The organism is Bacillus sp. FSL M8-0256 (assembly GCF_038005765.1).
Taxonomy (GTDB): Bacteria; Bacillota; Bacilli; order Bacillales; family Bacillaceae; genus Bacillus; species Bacillus safensis.
Window position 1 is genome coordinate 697,450 of sequence record NZ_JBBOTU010000001.1, and the last position, 23,093, is coordinate 720,542.

A 23,093-nucleotide genomic window follows, 5' to 3' on the forward strand; every position below is an offset into this window, starting at 1 on the left:
CTAATTCTCTCCCTTGTTACAAATAATCATCCCATTGCCATACTCTCTGTCATAACCTAGCTTTCCAAGATCAACTGTATTTTTCTTGAGTGTTTGATGAACATTCTCTTTAGATTTGTATTTTTTAGAATACAAACAGCCTATAGCACCTGTTGCAAACGCAGTTGCAAAGGATGTACCTTTTACCTTTGTATATCCTCCGTGTATATCAGTTGTTTTAATATTTACTCCAGGCGCAGAAAAGTCAATTTTTCCTTTTGCTGAAATTGGATCAATTTTTAGTTTTTCGTTAAGTGAGGATATCGATAAGACGCCTTCATATTTTGCAGGGTATTCAACAGTTAGACCTAATGTATTTCCAGAAGCAGCTGTAATTGTTATATTGTTATCTAAAGCAATTTTTATAACATTTCGTAATTCATCGTAGTCTTTTCCAAATCCGAAACTTATATTAATTATGTCTACCTTTTGCTCAATACACCATTTAATCCCTTTGACAACATCTTCAACTTTTCCTTTGCCATTTTTATTTAGTACCTTGACATCATAAATAATGGGATTCTGTGAAATACCTTTTATTTCTTCACCAGTTGCAGCGATTATTCCGGCAATTGCTGTACCATGACCATAATCATCTTCGATAGATTTTTTTGGTTTAATAGCATTGTACTCATAAAAAGTTAAATCTTTAAACTCTTTATGTGACTTATTAATACCGCTATCAAGGATAGCAATTTTGACATAATTCTTATGATTATTAGGTTTTTCATGACCTATAACTTTATATCCCCATAGCAGGTCTTTTTCCTTCTCTGTCTTGTATGATTTACTATTATCCTCAGAAACATCGCCAGATAGTCCCCAACATAATACAATTGCAAGAATCACTAGGCACGAAACAAATAGTAATAAGGCTTTTGACTTTTTCATTCAAGCTTCCTTCTCACATGCAGTATTTAGAATTAATACAGAATATACCTCCCTTCCCTTTTTATGAAATGCAAGAATATATTAACCTATATTTATTTTGATGTAAATTTATTTAAGGTAATATATCCTTATATATTTAAAATTTCCCATGCATGTACTACTGTAAATATGCTAGTTCTTCTTCTTGACTCGTTTACTTAATAATTATCTATGATTTTTTTGATTAAAAATGTTTTGCCACTGCCAACTATGACCTGATAACACAATGAGTTTATTCATTACTTGTTGTAACCTCACTCCAACTCCACATGTGTTCTCCAAAATTGAAAGCGAAACAAGTAAACGTAAAAATAATGTCACTAAAATAGATTTTGAAAATGAAAAATCTAAATTAATCAGTGAAATTGCAAATGGGCAAAAGTTCTTTTTTTGGAATATGAATTATTCCAACTAAAACAGATTAAAGAATAGGCTATTTTTATTTGAATCTTGTACTTAGAAAAGAAAAGTAAGTGAAATAGTGTAATTACTTAAGTGTGGATCTGCATTTTGTTCAAAAATTTTTACTATTACTGATACTATAATTATAGAAAGGGTGTTGAATATTGCTGGAATTGTAAGTAAATTAGAAGGGTTACCATGCAAAGAAACTCTAGTCATAAACTTGACTAGAGGTTTCTTACTGGGTAATTGTGCAATTTTAATTCATTCACTTTAACGCTTCTGTTTAAAAATCATTCAGTTTATTTGAAATCCCTCTTCAAAATCGAATAAATAAACACATCATCAAACCCATTCTGACCAAGATCATACTCCCTTAATAAACCCTCTCGAACAAAATCAACATTCTCCAATAATTGAACAGAGGACGTATTTGCTGGATCAATAATCGCTTCAATCCGATTCAGATACATTTCCTGAAACCCATATCGTAACACCGCAGCAATTGCTTCGCTCATGATGCCTTTTCTCCAATGATCGTGGTGTAATTCATAGCCGATTTCCGTGCGGCAGTGCTGTTTTTCTAGATTGAGAAAGCCGCAGCTGCCGATGATCGCAGGATCATCTTTTAGAGAAATGCCCCAGCGGATGCCTGTTTGTTCTTTGAAGATGTCGTGATACCACTTGATTTCTCCTTTTGTGTCTTCAATCGTTTCATGAGCATCAATGCCCATGTAGCGGCACACGGTTTCATTGGATAAGTAGATGTGCATATCCTCAGCGTCTTCGATTGTTGCTTGTTTTAAGATTAGTCTTTCGGTATGTATGGTTGGAAATGATTGCGGGAATATCAGTTTATGTCTAGTCATATTTTTCTCCTCGTGCAATTTTATTTAAATTATACCTGTACTGGTCGATTTTGTGTAATGCTTTGGTATAATATGTGAGAATGTGATTGCGGGGATAATTCACAAACAGAATTCGATTAAAAGCAAAAGAGGATAATTGAAATGGGTATTTTTCTAATTATGATCGTCATCGTGATGATCATCGTATCTTTAGCGATCTATTTGTTTAAAAAGGGAATCATCCATTCTAAAGTGTTAGTGATTGTAGGTTCTGTTTTAGGAGGAACCGCACTATTTGTTTGGGTGGCTATGTTTTTTAATTTTCACTCTGTATCTTTAACAAATGAATCGCTAGGTCATTTTAAGATTGGTGAAAAATTTGAGAGAGATCATACTTTTGTGGAGAATACTCAATTCTCCCATCCTAAACAGAGGGTCTATATGGAAAAAGAAAATCAAGATTTTGTAGTATCAGTTGATCAACATCATCGAGTTACATCTATTTACAATCAGTCAAAACAGAAAAAACTCAAAACATCTAAGGGAATCACTATTGGAGACGATTATTCATCTGTGCTACAAACATATGGAGATCAATTCAAGAAGCTCTGGTTTGTCGAAGGGTATAGCAAAGGTATACAATATCAAGATCAATCAAACGGTATCATTCTGGAGTTCTTTTTCAATGACAATAAACTAGCACTCATTGAACTTCGTAGTAAGCGGAAATAAAAAAGTAGAAAGTAAAAACAAGCATTTCAATTGAAATGCTTGTTTTTATGTTTCTTTTCCATAACATGCCTTACAATAAAAAACCCCTTCATTCCTCAGCCATGCCTTCACCTCTGTCATCCCTCGTCTCTTTGGATAGACCAGCTTGACGTACACTTCTTCGTTTCCTTCTATCTTTTTCTGACAGCTAGCACACGTGGGTTCTTCGAATAGAAACAAGTAAAAAACTCCTTTTTAACTCAGTTTCTTCCATCATACCAAAAATTGAAATGTTTTCTATTGGTTTTCCGGTGTCTTTCGTTGGGCACGTTCGTGTAAATAAAAAGAATACCGAATCAACATCAACGCCACAAAACTAGCTAATCCGCCAATCCAACTTAAATTAGTCACTTTTGTATACTGTATAATCACGCCGCCCATTGACGATCCAAGCATCATGCCGATGTTCATAATCGCTGTATTAAAGCTTAGCACGGTTTCTGATGCTTGTGGTTTAAGGGAGATCAGATAAAATTGCTTCGCTGGTGTTGTTGTCCATGTGGCGATGCCCCAAATAGCGAGTGTGATCAAGACGCTAATTGTAGAGAATTGCGTAAAGAATAAGGCAAAGAGAGCGAACATCTGGATCATGATGCTGATCGAGATGGTTCGGTTTGGTCCCCATTGATCAACGGCGAAGCCGCCAAAGCGTGAGCCAATAAAAGCAGAAATTCCTAAAACGAGCAAGGCCATGCTTGTCATTTCAAGTGAAAAGCCGGCGGTCTGTCGTAATAAAGGAGAGATATAAGCAAAGACCATCGTGTAGCCTAAAATCCAAAAGACCGTCGTTGCTAAGCCGCTGATCACTCTGCGGTCTTGAAGAATGTGTAATTGCTGCTTTAATGGCAGATGTGAATGTCCCTCTATGCGTGGCAGCAATTGATAAAGAAGCAAGAAGAGACAAGCAGTACCTAGTGCAATGATGAGAAAAATATAGTGCCAATCCACGTGACCTGAGAGAAATGTTCCAATCGGCACACCAAGTACGAGTGAAACGGTGAATCCTGTAATGACAGTCGCCATTGCGCTTCCCTTTTTTTCTGGCGGGGCGATCTGCGCTGCATAATTCGTGGCGACGACAATATATAAGCCGCCGCTCATGGCCATGATGACCCGAGAGAGCAGGAGCAGTACAAAATGATGGCTGAAAAAGGCGAGCATATTGCCTAAAATAAACACAAAAATAGCTGATAACAAAACCTTTTTTCGGTTCAGCTTCGACGTTGCCATGACTAAAAAGAGAGCGCCCACTGCATAAAAAAGAGAATAGACGGTGATGAGCTGTCCGGCAGCAGGAATGGAGATGTGTAAATCAACAGCAATGATATCTAGAATGCCTGACACGACGAATTCTGACGTGCCTGTGACAAATGAACCGACAGCTAAAAGAATGATCAATAGCTGATGAGATGTGTTTTTCATTTTGAACCCTTCCTTCATGTTGATACGTTGTCTTTAGTTTAAATTCCGTGCTAACATAAGTAAAATTGATGTTTTTCATGAAGGAGATGAGTAAATACTCATGAGCTTTGTTCGCTTTGATATTATCGCAAAAGTTGTGGAGCTCGGCAGTTTTACAGCAGCAGCTGAAGCATTAAATATGACGCAGTCAGCTGTCAGTCATGCAGTGGCAAATTTAGAGTCAGAGTGGGGCGTGTCTTTATTCATTCGTGACCGAAAAAAAGGTATTATGCTGACGGACATTGGTCAAACGCTTCTCCCGCATATTAGAGAAGTATTAAATAGAGTGGAGAAAATCCAGCAAGAAATTGCGTTAACGAAAAATATTGAAACGGGCTTGATTCGTATCGGCACATTTGCCAGTGCCTCTGCTTGTTTATTGCCTAAACTGCTTGTGAGCTATCAGAAAAAACATCCAAAAATCGAATTTAAATTTTATGAGGGGACGTATGAAGAAATATTGGAGTGGCTGGATTCTGGCATCATTGATGTTGGATTTGTTGTAAAAGGTCATGCGGATGAAGCCTTTGATTTACTGCCGCTTATGAAAGATGAGATGGTCGTCGCCTATCACCCAAATCATCGATATGAACAGCAGCCCATTGTAGATATAACAGATTTGGCGGGTGAACCATTTATTATGCCGACTGGCATGTATCAATCACATGTAGAGGACATTTTTTCAGAGGCGCAAATGAAGCCAGCTGTTTTATTTGAAGTTCATGATTGTACGACCATTGCCCGTATGGTCGGGGAAGGACTTGGCGTCACAATAGGTCCGGAGTTGTTTTTAAAAACGCAGCAGCTTGTGCATATTCGCCAGCTGAATGTCTCTCATCATCGTGAGGTTGCGCTCGCCTGTCCGTCGCTCTCTCAAGCTTCGCCGGCAGTGAAAGAGTTTTTCCATGTAGCCGAAGCGGTTTTTGCAAAAGAGAAGGATTTGGGGAAGGGTGTATAAAGAACTAGATGTGAATTTCCAAATTCGTGTAATAAGACGAATGAAGCGGACATTTCTTTGAAAAATGTTCGCTTTTCGTATTGTGTTTTAAAAATGAAGTTGGTACAATAGACACAGAAATCAAATAGATAGAAGTCGTATAATCGCGGGGATATGGCCCGCAAGTTTCTACCAAGCTACCGTAAATGGCTTGACTACGTCAATTCACACTCGTTTGATATAAATCATGCATTGTTCTTGTTTTATGTCACAGTCTGAATTCACATATGTAGTCAAGCGTCCCAAAATTGTTGGGGCGTTTTTTATTTGACTAGTGAATGGGGCAGGCTAAAGCAAAAGGACATGAAGGGAGTCAGTTGGCTTGAAACAGTTTTTTCAGTTTGATGAATTAGGTACGAATTACCGCAGAGAGATCATCGGTGGTTTAACCACATTTTTGTCGATGGCTTACATTCTGTTTGTTAATCCGATCACACTTGCATTAGTGTCTGTGCCGGATTTTCCAGATAAATTACGAATTGATCAGGGTGCAGTCTTTACAGCAACGGCGTTAGCTTCTGCTGCAGGGTGTATTCTGATGGGATTGATCGCCAGGTATCCGATTGCGATTGCACCCGGTATGGGTCTGAATGCGTTCTTCGCCTTTTCGGTTGTACTTGGCATGGGCATCAAATGGGAAGCTGCACTTTCAGGTGTGTTTGTTTCAGGTTTGATTTTCGTTGCTCTTTCTTTAACAGGTTTCCGTGAAAAAATCATCAATGCCATTCCGGCTGAGCTGAAGCTGGCAGTTGGTGCAGGTATTGGTTTGTTCATTACGTTTGTTGGTCTTCAAGGCTCTGGCATTATCGCCAATAATGATAATACACTCGTTTCGATTGGAAATATTCATAGTGGTCCGGTTCTGTTAACGGTGTTTGGTATCGTAGTGACTGTTATATTAATGGTTCTTCGTGTGAATTCAGGTGTCTTCATTGGGATGCTTGTGACTGCTATTGCCGGGATGATTTTTGGTCTTATACCAGTACCGTCTCAAATTGTGGGAAGTATTCCAAGCTTGTCTCCAACCTTTGGTCAAGCCTTGATTCACTTACCAGAAATATTCTCCATTCAAATGCTTATTGTGATTTTAACGTTCCTTTTCGTTGGATTCTTTGATACAGCTGGTACGCTTGTGGCTGTGGCAACACAGGCTGGTTTAATGAAAAATAATGAGCTGCCACGTGCAGGAAGAGCACTCTTGGCGGATTCTTCTTCAATCGTTGTAGGTTCTATTCTTGGTACATCTACAACAACGTCTTATGTTGAATCTAGCTCAGGTGTTGCTGCTGGTGCGCGTTCTGGTTTTGCAGCTGTCGTCACAGGGATTTTCTTCTTGCTGGCGATGTTCTTCTCACCGCTTTTATCCATTGTTACACCTAATGTGACAGCACCTGCTTTGATTATTGTTGGTGCACTGATGGTCGCTCCGCTGGCGAAGATTGCATGGGATCGTTTTGAAATTGCGGTACCAGCTTTCTTAACGATGATTATGATGCCACTGACTTACAGTATTGCAACAGGTATTGCGGTTGGCTTTATTTTCTACCCGATTACGATGATCTTTAAAGGGAAAGCGAAAGAAGTGCATCCAATCATGTACGGATTGTTTGTCATCTTTATTCTATATTTCGCTTTCTTAAATCATTAATTGAACATCTGAAACAGCAGCTCATGGAAGCTGCTGTTTTTTTGTTAAAAAAATCAAAACATAGTTGACTTATAGGAATTATGTGTTTATGATAAAAAGACATAATTCGCTGATTGGATCACCAAAGGCGCTTTGATTTCCTTTTTTAATAGAAGGTTTCAGGGTGCCTTTTTTTCTTGCAGACATTCAAAAGGGGAGGAGATGTCTTTTGTCACGCTGGCTTCGACAGGTGATTGAACGAAAAAAGCAGGTGCTGATTCAAAAGCTCCTTTTATGGGGGCATGAAGAAAAGCAGGAAGCGCTCATGCATTATACAATTCATGAGCTGGAAAATGAGGTTCTCTATTTAAAAGAGCGAAAACAAAAATAGGGGGATGAGCGATGGATGAACAAAAGCTGAATTATATTTTATCTGCCTTAAAAGGGATCGACTATGGATCAGTGGTCATCACCATTCATAATGGACATATTACACAGGTTGATACGACCAAAAAGACTCGGTTCCCCGCTCATCAGGAGAATCTCCGGGTCCAGCAAGGAAAGCGGAGTCAATATCGTTGACCATGAATTTCAACATTGATAAAAAGCTGATGGAGGCCGTCAGCTTTTTTGTTTTGTCTTATTTTCTCTCCATTTTAAAACCTCTGCTGCCTTTTATCCGTCTATTCGTATGAACGTCAAGGAATCTTGACTGAATAGAGAGACTCCGCTACTTTAAGAGGAGTCATCCGAACAGTTCATGCACTTTTAGCACTGTAAGGATTGGATAGGAGTTGATATGAGATGTTAGAGAAAGATCAAGATCAGGGGACATCTGAAAAGAAAAACGAAGAGTCATCAATAGATCAAGAAACAAGGCAATCCCGCCTCAGCCGCAGCGCTGCAAAACGAGGAAGAACCTCAAAAACAGCGGATGATGAGCGCTCAGCTATACAGCGTATACTGCAAGGTGTAGGAGGCGCGTTTAAGCGGTATGGTTCATATGGACTGGCGATGTTAAAATCACCGAGCCGGGCCATTAATCAAGCGGAAACATTGCGTATGAAGTACGCCTGGATCTCGATTGTGTTATTCAGCGTGTTTTTTGCTTTAGGCAACTATGTTCAATTAAAGGCGTCAAAGACCCGTTTATTAGGCTTTGGCATTCATTATTCTTTTGGCGACGCCTTTTTGAAGGTAGCGGTCTTTACACTCATTGTGTTGACATTGATGATGCTTACCGTCTGGCTGCTCGGAAAGTACATGCTAAAAGGCAACATATCACTGAAAGAAGTGATCATGAAGTTTGGTGCTGCGCTAGTGCCGGTGTTGGTTTTATCCATCCTTTGGCTTGTATTTGCCATGCTGAATATTCCATATGTGACCGTCATAATATCCGTAATGATGTTTGTCGGCCTCCAGTTGATTGCGGTCGTGCTCTTTCGCTCGATTCAATCGGAGCATGATGCCGTACGTGGAGATTTGATGTATGCGGGCTGGGTCTTTTTATTGGTTGAGCTTGTTATCATTGCGCTGCTCTGGGGCATAGTCGGGGAGTATTTGATTCCATCACTTGTTCCTGTTCGATTTGGATAAAACACACTGAAAACCTCCTTTTTTGAAAAAGGAGGTTTTCATGTTGAGAAGAGAAAAAAACGGGTAAACTCTTGGTAACAAACACCATCCTTGTTGTCGAAAGATATATGTGTTTTGATCGCGTAAATTTGATTGTATCAAGGTATGTTCTCTAGTAGAATATGGGGTGCTTTATTTGATTTTTTAGTGCAGGGGGTTCGAATCGTGCTTCAACAACTTTTATCCAATGCGTTCACCATGGTTTTAATCATTTTAGTGATTAATATTGTTTATGTTTCTTTTTCCACCATGCGTTTGATTTTAACGATGAAAGGCAGACGGTACGCAGCTGCTTTTGCGGGTACGATCGAAATGCTCATTTATGTCATTGGGTTAAGTATCGTTTTAGATAACTTAGATCAAATACAAAATGTCATTGCGTATGCGCTAGGTTATGGGATGGGGATCATTGTCGGGATGAAAATTGAAGAGAAGCTGGCACTTGGCTACACAACTGTTAACGTGATCACAAAAGAATTGGATGTCGATCTCCCAAGACAATTGAGAGAAAAAGGATATGGTGTCACCAGCTGGGTAGCAGGCGGTCTTGAAGGAGACCGGACAGCATTGCAAATTTTAACACCGAGAAAATATGAACTGCAATTATATGAAACGATTAAGACGCTGGATTCAAAGGCGTTTATCATTTCATATGAGCCCAAATCGATTCACGGCGGCTTCTGGGTGAAGGCTGTGAAGAAAAGGAGAATTAAAGAATGACCGCAAAACCAAAGAAGAAAAAATTCTATGTGGAAGACAACATGACGATTGATCAAGTGTTGTCCCAGATGGCAGCGGAAGGCTACTCGCCTGTCCGTCGAATGGAGGAACCGATTTTTCAAGAAAAGAAGGAAAATGGGTCGATTCAGATCATTCCGATTGGGAAAAAAATCGTATTTGAAGGAAAAATAGTCTAAATCCGAACATTAAAACGACGACTTCATAGATTGTTCGATAAATCCGTTGACATCATGAACATCCGTTGTTAAGATAAACATGAAATCAAAACACGAGCCTCATATAATCTTGGGAATATGGCCCATAAGTTTCTACCCAGTTACCGTAAATGACTGGACTATGCAGGATAGTGAACAAAACTGACATGGCGTTTCAAAAGCGAACAGCGCTTACCATGGCCCGGTTTGTGTTGCTTCCTAACATTGCAATACAGACCGGGCCTTTTTGTTCGGCGTTTGACAAGCTGCTTAGGTTTGGGAAGCGTGTCAAACGATACAAAATCGAATAACAGCTTAAAGGTGGGGACAAAATGAAGCCGCTTGTAGGTGTCATCATGGGAAGTACATCTGATTGGGAAACAATGAAAAATGCGTGCGACATCTTAGAGGAATTAAACATTCCGTATGAAAAACAGGTAGTATCCGCACACCGGACACCTGACTTGATGTTTGAATATGCGACTGAAGCAAGAGGTAAAGGACTAAAGGTCATCATTGCCGGTGCTGGAGGCGCAGCACATTTACCGGGGATGGTCGCAGCAAAAACGACACTGCCGGTCATTGGTGTGCCTGTACAATCAAAGGCACTAAACGGGCTGGATTCCTTATTATCCATCGTTCAAATGCCAGGCGGTGTACCAGTTGCTACAGTAGCAATTGGCAAAGCCGGTGCAACAAATGCAGGCCTTCTTGCCGCACAAATGATTTCAGCATTTGATGAAAAGGTCGCAGCTCGCCTTGAAGAAAGAAGAGAACAGACAAAACAGACTGTACTAGAAAGCAGTGATCAGCTTGGCTAAGCAGACCATTTTTCCAAACGCAACCATCGGGATCATTGGCGGCGGACAGCTTGGCAGATACATGGCTGTCAGCGCAAAGCAAAGGGGGTACCGGGCAGCAGTTCTAGACCCAGTTGCACAATCTCCTTGCGGACAGGTTGCCGATAAAGAAATCACAGCCGCATATAGTGACCTTGAAGCGATTCGAAAGCTGGCAGACATCAGCGATGTGGTGACTTATGAGTTTGAAAATATTGATTATGATGCACTCAATCAGCTGAAGGAAGAAGCCTATTTACCACAAGGAAGCGACCTTCTCCTTTTAACTCAAAATCGTGAGACCGAGAAAAAAGGAATTGTAGACGCAGGCTGTGAAGTAGCGCCTTACCGCATCATTCATGATGAAAAAGAGCTGGAAGACGCAGTGGACGTGCTCGGTTTGCCAGCCGTGCTGAAAACATGCAGAGGCGGCTACGACGGAAAAGGACAGTACGTCATTAAAGAAAAAGGACAGCTTCAGGAAGCAGCTGCACTGCTCACACATGGAACTTGTATTTTAGAAAGCTGGGTTCCATTCCAAATGGAGCTATCAGTGATCGTCACTCGTTCTGTTCATGGAGAGATTGCAGTATTCCCAGTCGCTGAGAACATTCATAAGCATAATATTTTGTTCCAAAGCATTGTACCTGCAAGGGTAGAGAACCGCATTCAGGAGAAGGCGAAAGAACTGGCAACAACACTGGCTGAAAAGCTGGGGCTGGTTGGTACTCTTGCTGTAGAACTGTTCCTGACAAATGACGGAAAGCTGCTCGTCAATGAACTGGCACCACGCCCGCATAATTCTGGTCATTATACACTCGATTTATGTGAGACAAGTCAGTTTGAACAGCACGTCCGCGCTATATGTGGTTTGCCGCTTGGCGGTACAGCCCTTTTATCAGAGGGAATGATGGTGAATTTATTAGGCGATGAAGTGGACATTCCAAAAGAGCATCCTGAGCTTCTCAAAGAAGCGAAGCTTTATCTATATGGAAAGCATGAAGTAAAAGCCGGCCGCAAAATGGGGCATATGACGTTTATGAAACAGCTCGATGATGAGTGGATGACAAACATCACAAAGATATGGACTGAAAGAGATGGAGGAAACGGGAAATGATCGAACGTTACGCACGACCAGAAATGTCAGCAATCTGGACAGAGGAAAACAAATTTAATGCATGGCTTGAAGTAGAAATTCTCGCTTGTGAAGCTTGGGCAGAGCTTGGCGTCATTCCGAAAGAAGACGTTGTGACAATGCGCAAAAATGCAAGCTTTGATATTGGACGTATTTTAGAGATTGAACAAGACACGCGCCACGACGTGGTTGCCTTTACGCGTGCTGTCTCTGAATCTCTAGGAGAAGAAAGAAAGTGGGTTCATTACGGATTAACATCGACAGACGTAGTGGATACGGCGCTTTCATATCTATTAAAACAGGCGAACGATATCTTGCTCAAGGACATTGAGAGATTTGTTGACATACTAAAAGAAAAAGCAAAAGAGCACAAATATACCGTCATGATGGGCCGTACACACGGTGTACACGCTGAACCGACAACATTTGGCCTGAAGCTTGCTCTTTGGTACGAAGAAATGAAGCGTAACCTAGAACGTTTTAAACAAGCAAAAGCTGGCATTGAATATGGCAAGATCTCTGGAGCTGTTGGCACATATGCGAACATCGACCCGTTTGTTGAGCAATATGTATGTGAGAAGCTTGGCATCAAAGCTGCACCAATTTCAACCCAAACCTTGCAGCGTGACCGCCATGCAGATTACATGGCTACTCTTGCTTTAGTCGCAACGAGCATTGAGAAATTTGCTGTTGAAATTCGTGGCCTTCAAAAGAGTGAAACACGTGAAGTAGAAGAGTTCTTTGCCAAAGGACAAAAAGGATCATCAGCGATGCCGCATAAGCGTAACCCAATCGGCTCTGAAAATATGACGGGAATTGCCCGCGTGATCCGTGGATATATGCTGACAGCTTATGAAAATGTACCGCTTTGGCATGAGCGTGATATTTCTCATTCATCTGCTGAGCGCATCATTTTACCAGATGCAACGATTGCACTGAACTATATGCTCAACCGTTTCTCAAACATCGTGAAAAACTTAACGGTTTTCCCTGAGAACATGAAACGCAACATGGATCGCACCCTTGGCTTGATTTACTCACAGCGCGTTCTTCTTGCATTAATCGATACAGGTATGGCACGTGAAGAGGCATATGACACGGTTCAGCCAAAGGCGATGGAAGCGTGGGAGAAGCAAGTGCCGTTCCGTTCATTAGTAGAAGCAGAAGAAAAAATCACGTCACGTTTAACACCGGAACAAATCGCTGACTGCTTCGATTACAACTATCATTTGAAAAATGTCGATATGATTTTCGAACGTCTAGGTCTTGCGTAAGAAATGGGCCGCCTGCTTGCCAGGCGCCTAATCCTGAAAATTGCCAACATTCAAATTAGGAGGCCAACCTGAATGACTGTGAAACAAGAACTTCTCTACGAAGGCAAAGCGAAAAAAATCTATCAGACCGATGACGAGCATATTTTATATGTCGAATATAAAGACTCAGCTACAGCATTTAACGGCGAAAAGAAAGCCGAAATCGAAGGCAAAGGCAGACTGAACAACGAAATTTCGAGCTTAATCTTTCAAATGCTGCATGAGAAAGGAATCAACAATCACTTTGTGAAACGCCTTTCTGAAACAGAGCAGCTCATTCAAAAGGTGCAGATTGTTCCGCTTGAAGTGGTTGTACGAAATGTAGTGGCAGGCAGTATGTCAAAACGCCTCGGCATTCCAGAGGGAACGAAACTGGACACACCTTTGATTGAGTTTTACTACAAAGATGATGCGCTCGGCGATCCGCTCATTACAGAAGATCATATTCGGATTTTACATGCAGCGACACCAGAGCAGGTCGAGGAAATGAAACAAATCACAAGACAAGTGAATGAAGAGTTAAAACAAATCTTCTCAGACTGTCATGTGAATTTAATTGATTTCAAGCTGGAATTCGGAATAGATCACGAGAATCGTATTTTGCTAGCTGATGAGATTTCACCTGATACGTGCAGGCTTTGGGATAAAGATACAAACGAAAAGCTTGATAAAGACGTGTTCAGACGAAACCTGGGCGGCTTAACGAATGCATACGAAGAAATTTTCAAAAGACTTGGAGGCCATAAACATGTATAAAGTGAAAATTTTTGTCAGCTTAAAAGAGAGCGTTCTTGATCCACAAGGAAGTGCCGTGCAGCACGCTTTGCACAGCATGTCTTATCAGGAAGTAAAGGATGTCCGTATCGGGAAATACATGGAGCTTGTCATTGAAAAATCAGATCGTGATTTAGACACAGTCGTCAAAGAAATGTGCGAAAAATTACTTGCCAACACGGTGATTGAAGATTACCGCTATGAGGTGGAGGAGGTTGTCGCACAGTGAAGTTTGCAGTGATCGTCTTGCCTGGCTCTAACTGTGATATCGATATGTACCATGCGATTCAAGATGAGCTAGGTGAACAAGTTGAATATGTATGGCACGACGAAACGAGTCTTGACGGATTTGACGGTGTACTCGTACCAGGCGGTTTCTCTTATGGGGATTACTTAAGATGTGGTGCGATCGCCCGCTTCTCAAACATCATGCCGGCGGTGAAAAAAGCAGCTGAGGAAGGAAAACCTGTTCTTGGTGTTTGTAACGGGTTCCAAATTCTTCAGGAGCTAGGCATTCTTCCGGGTGCGATGAGACGAAATAAAGACTTGAAATTTATCTGTCGTCCAGTTGAACTCATTGTAGAAAACAACGAAACGCAATTTACAAGCGGTTATCAAAAAGGCGAATCCATTACGATTCCTGTAGCGCACGGTGAAGGCAACTTCTACTGTGACGAAGACACTTTAGCGAAGCTCATTGAACGCGGCCAAATCGCTTTCACTTACGGAGACGATATTAACGGCAGTGTGAATCGTATTGCAGGTGTAACGAATGAAGAGGGCAATGTACTCGGCATGATGCCGCACCCTGAGCGCGCGGTTGATTCATTACTAGGCAGCGCAGACGGACTTAAATTGTTTCAATCTATCGTGAAAAATTGGAGGGACACTCATGTCACTACTGCTTGAACCAAGTCACAAGCAAATTAAAGAAGAGAAATTGTATCAGCAAATGGGATTGAGTGATGAAGAATTCGCTTTAATCGAATCCATTATTGGCAGGCTGCCAAACTACACAGAAACGGGCATTTTTTCTGTCATGTGGTCAGAGCATTGCAGTTATAAAAACTCAAAGCCTGTTTTAAGCAAATTCCCGACAAAAGGAGAGCACGTCCTTCAAGGTCCTGGGGAAGGCGCTGGAATCGTTGATATTGGAGACAACCAAGCGGTTGTATTTAAAATCGAATCACATAACCATCCATCTGCGATTGAACCGTATCAAGGAGCGGCGACAGGTGTCGGCGGAATTATCCGTGATGTATTCTCCATGGGTGCGCGTCCAATTGCTGTATTAAACTCTCTTCGTTTTGGTGAACTGACTTCACCGCGCGTGAAGTACTTGTTTGAAGAAGTAGTGGCAGGGATCGCAGGCTATGGAAACTGTATCGGAATTCCAACAGTCGGCGGAGAGGTTCATTTCGATCAAAGCTATGAAGGCAACCCGCTCGTAAATGCAATGTGTGTTGGATTAATCAACCATGAAGACATCAAAAAAGGGCAGGCAAAAGGTGTCGGCAACACGGTCATGTACGTTGGTGCCAAAACGGGACGTGACGGAATTCACGGTGCAACATTTGCATCTGAGGAATTTTCTGATGAATCAGAAGAAAAACGCTCAGCAGTTCAAGTCGGTGATCCGTTCATGGAAAAACTGCTGCTTGAAGCGTGCCTTGAAGTCATCAAAAACGATGCACTCGTTGGAATTCAGGATATGGGAGCGGCTGGCTTGACAAGCTCAAGTGCGGAAATGGCGAGTAAAGCAGGTTCTGGTATCGAGATGAATCTAGATCTTATCCCGCAGCGTGAAACAGGCATGTCAGCATACGAAATGATGCTGTCTGAATCTCAAGAGAGAATGCTTCTGGTCATTGAAAAAGGCCGTGAACAAGAAATCATTGATATTTTTGAAAAATACGATCTTGAAGCGGTATCAGTCGGTCATGTGACAGACGATAAAATGCTTCGTTTACTTCATCAAGGTGAAGTAGTATGTGAGCTTCCTGTTGATGCCCTTGCAGAAGAAGCGCCGGTTTATCACAAGCCATCAAGTGAGCCTGCATACTATCGTGAGTTTTTAGAAACAAAAGTTGAAGCACCTGCTATCACAGATGCAGCCGACACGTTAAAGCAGCTCCTTCAGCAGCCGACAATTGCAAGTAAAGAATGGGTTTATGATCAATATGACTACATGGTTCGGACAAATACAGTCGTTGCACCAGGCTCTGATGCGGGCGTTTTAAGAATCCGCGGAACGAAAAAAGCCCTTGCGATGACAACCGATTGTAACGCACGTTATCTCTACCTTGATCCAGAGGTCGGCGGGAAAATCGCAGTCGCAGAAGCAGCACGTAACATTGTGTGCTCAGGCGCTCGTCCGCTTGCAGTAACAGATAACCTGAACTTCGGTAACCCAGAAAAACCAGAAATTTTCTGGCAAATTGAAAAATCTGCTGACGGTATTAGCGAAGCATGCCGCAAGCTAAGCACACCAGTTATCGGTGGTAACGTCTCATTATATAACGAATCAAATGGAACAGCCATTTACCCAACACCAGTCATTGGGATGGTTGGTTTGGTGGAAGATACAGCTCATATTACGACGCAGTCGTTCCAGCAGGCTGGCGATGTGATTTTTGTCATTGGTGAGACGAAGGAAGAATTCGCAGGCAGTGAGCTTCAAAAGATGACAGAAGGCCGTATTTACGGAAAAGCACCAGAAATTGATTTGGATGTAGAGCTCACTCGTCAGGAAGCCCTTCTTGCTGCGATTCAAAACGGACTTGTTCAATCAGCACACGATGTGTCTGAAGGCGGTCTTGGTGTTGCACTTGCTGAAAGTACATTTGGAACAGACGGTCTTGGCGCTCATATCCAAATTGATCTAAACAGCGAAGCTTCATTATTCAGTGAAACACAGTCACGTTTTGTCGTCACAGTGAAACCAGAGCACCGCGAAGCGTTTGCTGCGGCTGTCAAAGATGCGAAAGAAGTTGGAACGGTCACAAATGATGGGGTATTCACTGTCAAAAATCAAGAAGGACAACAATGGATTCATGCAGCGGTCAACGAGCTTGAACGCGCATGGAAAGGAGCGATCCCATGCTTGCTGAAATCAGAGGCTTAAACGAAGAGTGTGGCGTCTTTGGGGTTTGGGGACACGAAGAAGCCCCGCAAATCACATATTACGGATTGCATAGTCTTCAGCACCGAGGACAAGAAGGTGCGGGAATCATTGCAACAGATGGTGAAAACATGACGGCACATAAAGGCCTTGGACTGATTACGGAAGTCTTTCAAAACGGTGAGCTAAAGGATTTGAAAGGAAAAGGTGCGATCGGACACGTTCGGTATGCGACAGCAGGCGGAGGCGGCTTTGAAAATGTGCAGCCCCTCTTCTTCCGCTCGCAAAACAACGGCAGTCTTGCCCTTGCTCATAATGGGAACTTAGTGAATGCAACGCAATTAAAGCAGCAGCTAGAGAACCAAGGGAGTATATTCCAAACATCTTCTGACACTGAAGTGCTTGCTCATTTAATTAAGCGCAGCGGCTATGTTGAATTGAAAGAGCAGATCAAAAATGCCCTGTCCATGCTTAAAGGCGCATATGCTTTCTTAATTATGACGGAAACAGAAATGATTGTGGCTCTTGATCCGAACGGCTTACGTCCGCTTTCACTTGGTATGCTTGGGGACGCATATGTTGTTGCTTCTGAAACATGTGCATTTGATGTTGTCGGTGCCACGTATTTACGAGATGTTGAGCCTGGAGAAATGCTGATCATTAATGATGAAGGCCTGAAATCTGAACGCTTCTCCATGAACATTAACCGCAGCATGTGCAGCATGGAATACATTTATTTCTCAAGACCTGACAGCAATATCAACGGCATCAACGTGCATAGTGCGAGAAAGAATCTTGGCAAAAAGCTTGCCGAGGAAGCGCATGTCGAAGCAGATGTCGTGACAGGTGTACCAGATTCGAGTATTTCTGCAGCGATTGGATATGCCGAAGCAACAGGTATTCCATATGAGCTCGGTTTAATTAAAAACCGTTATGTCGGCAGAACCTTTATCCAGCCGTCTCAAGCATTGCGTGAGCAGGGCGTGCGCATGAAGCTGTCAGCTGTGCGCGGGGTCGTCGAAGGAAAACGTGTCGTGATGGTCGATGATTCCATCGTACGCGGAACTACGAGCCGCCGCATTGTGACGATGCTGAGAGAAGCGGGTGCGACGGAAGTCCATGTACGCATTAGTTCACCGCCTATCGCACATCCATGTTTTTATGGAATTGATACGTCCACACATGAAGAGCTGATTGCTTCTTCTCATTCAGTGGAAGAAATTAGACAGGAAATCGGTGCAGACTCCATTGCATTTTTATCTGTAGACGGTTTAATGGACGGGATTGGCAGGAAGTATGATGATCCGCAGCGCGGTCAATGTTTAGCATGCTTTACTGGGAAATACCCGACTGAAATTTATGAAGATACTGTTCTTCCACATGTGAAGGAAACAGCACTGACGAAATAATCGAATAAAGGAGCAGCAGTCAAGATGATTTGATATGCTGCTCTTTCATTCTGCTGAAAATAAATGGAAGAGAAGCAGCTAAAAGGAGTGAATGGGATGTCAGAAGCATATAAAAACGCCGGTGTCGACATCGAAGCAGGATACGAAGCCGTCAAACGAATGAAAACACACGTAGAACGTACAAAAAGAGCAGGCGTCATGGGTGCTCTAGGCGGATTTGGCGGTATGTTTGATTTATCTGAGCTGCCATACAAAAAGCCCGTTCTTGTCTCAGGAACAGATGGTGTCGGAACAAAATTAAAGCTTGCCTTTTTAATGGATCAACACGATACGATCGGTGTTGATGCCGTGGCAATGTGTGTGAACGATGTGCTGGCACAAGGGGCAGAGCCGCTCTTTTTCTTAGATTACCTAGCAGTTGGTAAAGCAGATCCGATAAAAATTGAATCAATCGTCAAAGGTGTGGCTGACGGCTGTGAGCAGTCTGGTTCAGCGCTTGTCGGCGGAGAAACAGCAGAAATGCCGGGTCTTTACACAGAAGATGAATATGATATTGCTGGTTTTTCAGTAGGCGTCGTTGAAAAGGATGAAATCGTGACAGGAGAGAGCATCAAAGAGGGGCACTTGCTTATTGGACTCAGCTCAAGCGGAATTCATAGCAATGGGTACTCTCTCGTTCGTAAAGTATTGCTGGAAGACGCTGGTCTGGATCTGCATCAAACGTATGAACCTTTTACAAGACCGCTTGGAGAAGAGCTTCTTGAACCGACCAAAATTTATGTGAAGCCTGTTCTCAAACAAGTGAAAGCCGGCAAGATTGACGGCATGGCACATGTAACAGGCGGCGGCTTTATTGAAAATTTACCGCGTATGCTGCCTGAAGGGCTTGGCGTTGAGATTGATAACGGCTCATGGCCAGTACCGCCAATTTTCTCCTTTATTCAAGAAAAAGGACAGTTAAAGGCAGAAGAAATGTTCAACGTGTTTAATATGGGCATTGGTTTTGTCTTAGCGGTAAAAGAAGATGACCTTGTCGAAGTGATCAGAGGACTTGAAGAAGACGGAGAGAAAGCATTTCTCATCGGCCGTGTTCAAAAAGGAGAAGGTGTCACATTCGGCGGTGGAAGCCTCTCATGAAGAAGTTTGCGATCTTCGCCTCTGGAAGCGGGACGAATTTTCAAGCCATTATGGATACATTAAAAAAAGAACAGTGGCAGGCAGAGGCCGCCATTGTGATTTGTGATAAACCGGGTGCAAAGGTGCTGGAGCGTGCTGAGAAAGAGGGCATTCCCTCCTTTGCCTTTACCCCGAAGGCTTTTCCGAATAAAGCCGCTTTTGAACAAACGATCATTGAACAGCTTAGGCTGCATGAAGTGGAATGGATTTTCCTTGCTGGGTATATGAGACTGATTGGTCCGACATTACTTGAAGCATTCAGAGGGAAAATTGTCAATATCCACCCGTCCTTGCTGCCAGCCTTCCCAGGGCTGGATGCTATTGGACAAGCCTATCAAGCAGGCGTCAAAGTGGCGGGCATCACCGTCCATTTTGTCGACGAAGGTATGGATACCGGCCCGATTATTGACCAAGCCGCGATTTATATCGAACAAGGGGAAGAGCTTGAATCGATTGAAAAAAGAATGCATGAACTAGAACACACACTATATCCAAAAGTGATCAAATCACTTTTAGAATTATCTTAATGAGGTGACGAAGGCATGACGATCAAACGCGCATTAATCAGTGTTTCCGATAAAACGAATCTTGTACCTTTTGTGAAAGAATTAACAGAACTTGGCGTTGAAGTGATTTCAACTGGAGGTACACATAAGCTTCTTCAAGAGAACGGCATTGATGTCATTGGAATTTCAGAAGTCACTGGATTCCCTGAAATCATGGACGGACGACTCAAAACACTTCACCCGAACATTCATGGCGGACTTTTAGCAGTGAGAGAAAACGATGAGCATATGGCACAGATTGAGAAGCATGGCATTCAGCCGATTGATCTTGTTGTCGTGAATCTCTATCCATTCAAAGAGACAATCTCAAAAGAAGATGTGACGTATGAAGAAGCGATTGAAAACATTGATATTGGCGGACCGGGAATGCTTCGTGCAGCATCAAAAAACCACCAAGACGTCACAGTGATTGTCGATCCTCGTGACTATGATACAGTCATCCAGCAAATCAAAGAAGGCGGCGTGTCACTCGAGAAAAAACGTGAGCTCGCTGCAAAGGTATTCCGTCATACGGCTGCTTACGATGCTCTGATTGCGGATTACTTAACAAACTTTGTTGGCGAAACAGAGCCAGAACAGTTCACTGTCACGTTTGAGAAAAAACAATCCCTTCGTTATGGAGAAAACCCGCACCAAGCGGCGACTTTCTATGAAAATGCTCTTCCAGCCAAAGGTTCTTTGGCTACTGCAAAGCAATTACATGGAAAAGAACTTTCCTACAACAATATCAAAGATGCAGATGCCGCTCTTCAAATTGTACGTGAATTCACGGAGCCAGCAGCTGTCGCTGTGAAGCATATGAACCCGTGCGGCGTTGGTACAGGAGAAACGATTGCAGAAGCATTTGACAGAGCATTTAAAGCAGATGAGACGTCTATTTTTGGCGGCATTGTGGCACTTAACCGTGAAGTAGACAAACAAACGGCTGAGGTGCTGCATACGATTTTCTTAGAAATTGTCATCGCCCCATCGTTCAGCCAAGAAGCACTTGACGTGTTAACAGCGAAAAAGAATCTTCGTCTATTAACATTAGATGTAGAAACGGATCTTGGGAAAAAAGAAAAACAGCTGACAAGTGTTCATGGCGGACTGCTTGTTCAGGATATTGACACGTACGGCTTAGAGGAAGCAACGATTTCTATTCCAACGAAAAGAGAACCAACAGAAGACGAATGGAAAGACTTAAAACTTGCTTGGAAAGTAGTCAAGCATGTGAAATCAAATGCTATTGTCCTTGCGAAAGATCAAATGACAGCAGGAATCGGTGCTGGTCAAATGAACCGCGTGGGCTCAGCTAACATTGCAATTGAGCAAGCTGGTGAAAAGGCAAAAGGAAGCGCACTAGGCTCTGATGCATTCTTCCCAATGGGCGATACAGTGGAAGCTGCTGCAAAGGCAGGCGTCACAGCGATCATTCAGCCAGGCGGATCTATTCGTGATGAAGAATCGATTCAAAAAGCAGATGAATACGGCATCGCCATGGTCTTCACTGGCGTTAGACATTTCAAACATTAAGGGGATGACAGTGTGAACGTATTAATTATCGGCAGAGGCGGAAGAGAGCATACCATCGCATGGAAAGTGAATCAAAGTGAACTTGTCAGCCAAGTATTTGTCGCACCCGGCAATGATGGAATGACAGATGCTGCGAAGCTTGTACCAATCGACGAAGGCGATCATGAGTCATTAATTCGTTTTGCAAAAGAAAACGAAATCGGCTTAACCATTGTCGGTCCAGAGGTTCCTTTAATCGCAGGTATCGTTGATGCATTTGAAGAAGCAGGTCTAAAAGTATTTGGACCGAATGCAAAAGCTGCGGTCATTGAAGGCTCAAAGGAATTTGCAAAAGACTTAATGAAGAACTACGATATCCCAACAGCCGCTTACGCTGCCTTTACATCGTTTGAAGAAGCAAAAGCATATGTAGAAGAAAAGGGTGCGCCGATTGTCATTAAAGCAGACGGACTTGCCGCAGGGAAAGGCGTCACAGTGGCCATGACGCTGGAAGAGGCGGTCGATTGTCTGCATGATTTCTTAGAGGATGAAAAGTTTGGCGATGCAAGTGCATCTGTTGTCATCGAAGAATTTTTAACAGGCGAAGAATTTTCACTCATGGCCTTTGTCAACGGAGACAAGGTGTACCCGATGGTGATTGCGCAGGATCACAAACGGGCCTTTGAAGATGACAAAGGGCCGAACACTGGCGGAATGGGCGCTTATTCACCAGTTCCGCAAATTTCAGATGAAGTGGTTCAGAAAGCCGTGGAAGATGTTGTGAAACCGGCAGCTCGCGCGATGGTGCAGGAAGGGCGTCCATTTACAGGCATTTTATATGCAGGTTTAATGCTGACACCAGAAGGCTCCAAGGTGATTGAATTCAATGCACGCTTTGGCGACCCTGAAACGCAGGTGGTTCTCCCTCGACTTGAATCAGATCTAGTCCAAGTATTCCTCGATATTCTTGATGGAAAAGATGTGGACTTACAGTGGAAAGACACTGCGGCTGTCAGTGTGGTTCTTGCATCAGAAGGATACCCGGAAGACTATGCAAAAGGCACACCGATCGGTGCCTTGCAAACGACTGTGTCTGATGTTGTGACCTTCCACGCAGGAACAAAAAAAGAAAACGATCAATTCGTCACAAATGGCGGCCGTGTAGCGAATGTGACCGCATTTGACGACACATTTGAAGCGGCAAGATCAAGAGTGTATGAAGCGGTTGAAGAAATCATACAGCCAGGTCTATTTTATCGCCGTGACATTGGTGCCCGTGCACTGAAGGCTGCGGGGAAAAACGTTTAATCAAAACACCTTTCTATCTGACGAGATGGAAAGGTGTTTTTTGTTCATGAGAAGGGATGATGCTCGAATATGAAGAAGTAGTATGGGATGACGAGTTTATGAGGAGGCAGCATGGTCATTCAAGGAATTATTCTATTTGCAATCGTGTTACTTATTTTATTTATACTGTTCTCAAATCTCATCATGTATGAAGCGAGAAAGCAAAACAAAGCCAAAAAAGGCTCAGCCATTCGGTATATGATCATGTCGATTTTTTCTGGTATCGTCATTGTTTCATTTTCCATTTGGATTTTTTTTATTAGCTGATTTATAA

25 protein-coding genes and 2 riboswitches are annotated in these 23,093 nt (G+C 42.6%); of the genes, 21 read left to right on the forward strand and 4 right to left on the reverse strand.

The genetic code is table 11. The annotated features are described in order from the left end of the window. Together NSQ76_RS03585 and NSQ76_RS03590 are read right to left on the reverse strand one after the other, a co-directional pair. A complete protein-coding gene (locus tag NSQ76_RS03585; protein ID WP_024424495.1) occupies nt 1–930 on the reverse strand; it encodes a S8 family peptidase in 930 nt (309 codons plus the stop codon). A gap of 743 nt (nt 931–1,673) precedes the next feature. Beyond that, nucleotides 1,674–2,240, reverse strand: a complete 567-nt coding sequence (locus NSQ76_RS03590) for a GNAT family N-acetyltransferase (RefSeq protein ID WP_341052450.1) — start codon at nt 2,238–2,240, stop codon at nt 1,674–1,676. A gap of 141 nt (nt 2,241–2,381) precedes the next feature. On the opposite strand from NSQ76_RS03590, the gene NSQ76_RS03595 reads away from it, so the two are divergent. Then, nucleotides 2,382–2,951, forward strand: coding sequence for a hypothetical protein (locus NSQ76_RS03595; protein WP_024426710.1), 570 nt, complete (start codon nt 2,382–2,384; stop codon nt 2,949–2,951). Nucleotides 2,952–2,996: 45 nt separating this feature from the next. On the opposite strand, the gene NSQ76_RS03600 is transcribed toward NSQ76_RS03595, so the two are convergent. After that, nucleotides 2,997–3,170 (reverse strand): hypothetical protein, encoded by a 174-nt coding sequence (locus NSQ76_RS03600; RefSeq protein WP_034623008.1) that lies wholly within the window; start codon nt 3,168–3,170, stop codon nt 2,997–2,999. Between the two features lie 57 nt (nt 3,171–3,227). After that, nucleotides 3,228–4,412 carry an MFS transporter gene (locus tag NSQ76_RS03605; RefSeq protein ID WP_341052455.1) on the reverse strand — a complete coding sequence of 395 codons (1,185 nt, stop codon included), beginning with the start codon at nt 4,410–4,412 and terminating at the stop codon, nt 3,228–3,230. A gap of 100 nt (nt 4,413–4,512) precedes the next feature. On the opposite strand from NSQ76_RS03605, the gene NSQ76_RS03610 reads away from it, so the two are divergent. The 20 genes from NSQ76_RS03610 (at nt 4,513) to NSQ76_RS03705 (ending at nt 23,086) form a co-directional block, all read left to right on the forward strand. Then, the gene (locus tag NSQ76_RS03610; protein ID WP_326134688.1) at nt 4,513–5,409 is read left to right on the forward strand and encodes a LysR family transcriptional regulator; all 897 of its coding nucleotides are present in this window, start codon (nt 4,513–4,515) and stop codon (nt 5,407–5,409) included. A gap of 115 nt (nt 5,410–5,524) precedes the next feature. Continuing rightward, a riboswitch (purine riboswitch) is annotated at nt 5,525–5,626 on the forward strand. A 144-nt stretch (nt 5,627–5,770) separates the two neighbouring features. Further along, nucleotides 5,771–7,096 (forward strand): NCS2 family permease, encoded by a 1,326-nt coding sequence (locus tag NSQ76_RS03615; RefSeq protein WP_056767517.1) that lies wholly within the window; start codon nt 5,771–5,773, stop codon nt 7,094–7,096. Between the two features lie 208 nt (nt 7,097–7,304). Continuing rightward, nucleotides 7,305–7,466 carry a hypothetical protein gene (locus NSQ76_RS03620; RefSeq protein ID WP_166644707.1) on the forward strand — a complete coding sequence of 54 codons (162 nt, stop codon included), beginning with the start codon at nt 7,305–7,307 and terminating at the stop codon, nt 7,464–7,466. An 11-nt stretch (nt 7,467–7,477) separates the two neighbouring features. Further along, nucleotides 7,478–7,657, forward strand: coding sequence for a YezD family protein (locus NSQ76_RS03625; protein WP_024424503.1), 180 nt, complete (start codon nt 7,478–7,480; stop codon nt 7,655–7,657). Between the two features lie 222 nt (nt 7,658–7,879). Then, complete coding sequence (locus NSQ76_RS03630; protein ID WP_341052460.1) at nt 7,880–8,671, forward strand: hypothetical protein; 792 nt, start codon at nt 7,880–7,882, stop codon at nt 8,669–8,671. A gap of 204 nt (nt 8,672–8,875) precedes the next feature. Further along, on the forward strand, nt 8,876–9,430 hold the full coding sequence (locus tag NSQ76_RS03635; RefSeq protein WP_024424505.1) for a DUF2179 domain-containing protein: 555 nt from the start codon (nt 8,876–8,878) through the stop codon (nt 9,428–9,430). Beyond that, nucleotides 9,427–9,627 carry an NETI motif-containing protein gene (locus NSQ76_RS03640; protein ID WP_012009137.1) on the forward strand — a complete coding sequence of 67 codons (201 nt, stop codon included), beginning with the start codon at nt 9,427–9,429 and terminating at the stop codon, nt 9,625–9,627. Before NSQ76_RS03635 ends, NSQ76_RS03640 begins: the two co-directional genes overlap by 4 nt. Nucleotides 9,628–9,706: 79 nt before the next feature. After that, nucleotides 9,707–9,808: riboswitch (purine riboswitch) on the forward strand. A gap of 169 nt (nt 9,809–9,977) precedes the next feature. Further along, entirely contained in the window at nt 9,978–10,466 is a 489-nt protein-coding gene (gene purE / locus NSQ76_RS03645; protein WP_024424506.1) for a 5-(carboxyamino)imidazole ribonucleotide mutase, read from the forward strand. Then, nucleotides 10,459–11,601 carry a 5-(carboxyamino)imidazole ribonucleotide synthase gene (gene purK, locus NSQ76_RS03650; RefSeq protein ID WP_341052463.1) on the forward strand — a complete coding sequence of 381 codons (1,143 nt, stop codon included), beginning with the start codon at nt 10,459–10,461 and terminating at the stop codon, nt 11,599–11,601. The genes purE and purK overlap by 8 nt, the downstream gene beginning before the upstream one ends. Beyond that, nucleotides 11,598–12,893 carry an adenylosuccinate lyase gene (gene purB, locus NSQ76_RS03655; protein ID WP_008355754.1) on the forward strand — a complete coding sequence of 432 codons (1,296 nt, stop codon included), beginning with the start codon at nt 11,598–11,600 and terminating at the stop codon, nt 12,891–12,893. The genes purK and purB overlap by 4 nt, the downstream gene beginning before the upstream one ends. Before the next feature lie 72 nt (nt 12,894–12,965). Then, nucleotides 12,966–13,688, forward strand: a complete 723-nt coding sequence (gene purC / locus NSQ76_RS03660; RefSeq protein WP_151040312.1) for a phosphoribosylaminoimidazolesuccinocarboxamide synthase — start codon at nt 12,966–12,968, stop codon at nt 13,686–13,688. Beyond that, complete coding sequence (purS, locus tag NSQ76_RS03665; RefSeq protein ID WP_003214349.1) at nt 13,681–13,935, forward strand: phosphoribosylformylglycinamidine synthase subunit PurS; 255 nt, start codon at nt 13,681–13,683, stop codon at nt 13,933–13,935. The genes purC and purS overlap by 8 nt, the downstream gene beginning before the upstream one ends. Next, nucleotides 13,932–14,615 carry a phosphoribosylformylglycinamidine synthase subunit PurQ gene (purQ, locus tag NSQ76_RS03670; protein ID WP_024424510.1) on the forward strand — a complete coding sequence of 228 codons (684 nt, stop codon included), beginning with the start codon at nt 13,932–13,934 and terminating at the stop codon, nt 14,613–14,615. Before purS ends, purQ begins: the two co-directional genes overlap by 4 nt. Further along, nucleotides 14,599–16,830, forward strand: coding sequence for a phosphoribosylformylglycinamidine synthase subunit PurL (gene purL, locus NSQ76_RS03675; protein WP_044335226.1), 2,232 nt, complete (start codon nt 14,599–14,601; stop codon nt 16,828–16,830). Before purQ ends, purL begins: the two co-directional genes overlap by 17 nt. Then, nucleotides 16,806–18,236, forward strand: a complete 1,431-nt coding sequence (gene purF, locus NSQ76_RS03680) for an amidophosphoribosyltransferase (protein ID WP_341052473.1) — start codon at nt 16,806–16,808, stop codon at nt 18,234–18,236. Before purL ends, purF begins: the two co-directional genes overlap by 25 nt. 96 nt (nt 18,237–18,332) lie before the next feature. Then, on the forward strand, nt 18,333–19,373 hold the full coding sequence (purM, locus tag NSQ76_RS03685) for a phosphoribosylformylglycinamidine cyclo-ligase (RefSeq protein ID WP_024424511.1): 1,041 nt from the start codon (nt 18,333–18,335) through the stop codon (nt 19,371–19,373). Continuing rightward, the gene (gene purN / locus NSQ76_RS03690) at nt 19,370–19,939 is read left to right on the forward strand and encodes a phosphoribosylglycinamide formyltransferase (protein ID WP_024424512.1); all 570 of its coding nucleotides are present in this window, start codon (nt 19,370–19,372) and stop codon (nt 19,937–19,939) included. The genes purM and purN overlap by 4 nt, the downstream gene beginning before the upstream one ends. Nucleotides 19,940–19,954: 15 nt before the next feature. After that, entirely contained in the window at nt 19,955–21,493 is a 1,539-nt protein-coding gene (gene purH / locus NSQ76_RS03695) for a bifunctional phosphoribosylaminoimidazolecarboxamide formyltransferase/IMP cyclohydrolase (RefSeq protein ID WP_341052475.1), read from the forward strand. 12 nt (nt 21,494–21,505) lie between these two features. Then, nucleotides 21,506–22,780, forward strand: a complete 1,275-nt coding sequence (gene purD / locus NSQ76_RS03700; protein ID WP_248351197.1) for a phosphoribosylamine--glycine ligase — start codon at nt 21,506–21,508, stop codon at nt 22,778–22,780. A 111-nt stretch (nt 22,781–22,891) separates the two neighbouring features. Next, complete coding sequence (locus NSQ76_RS03705; RefSeq protein WP_024424515.1) at nt 22,892–23,086, forward strand: hypothetical protein; 195 nt, start codon at nt 22,892–22,894, stop codon at nt 23,084–23,086. The last annotated feature ends 7 nt before the right edge of the window (nt 23,087–23,093 follow it).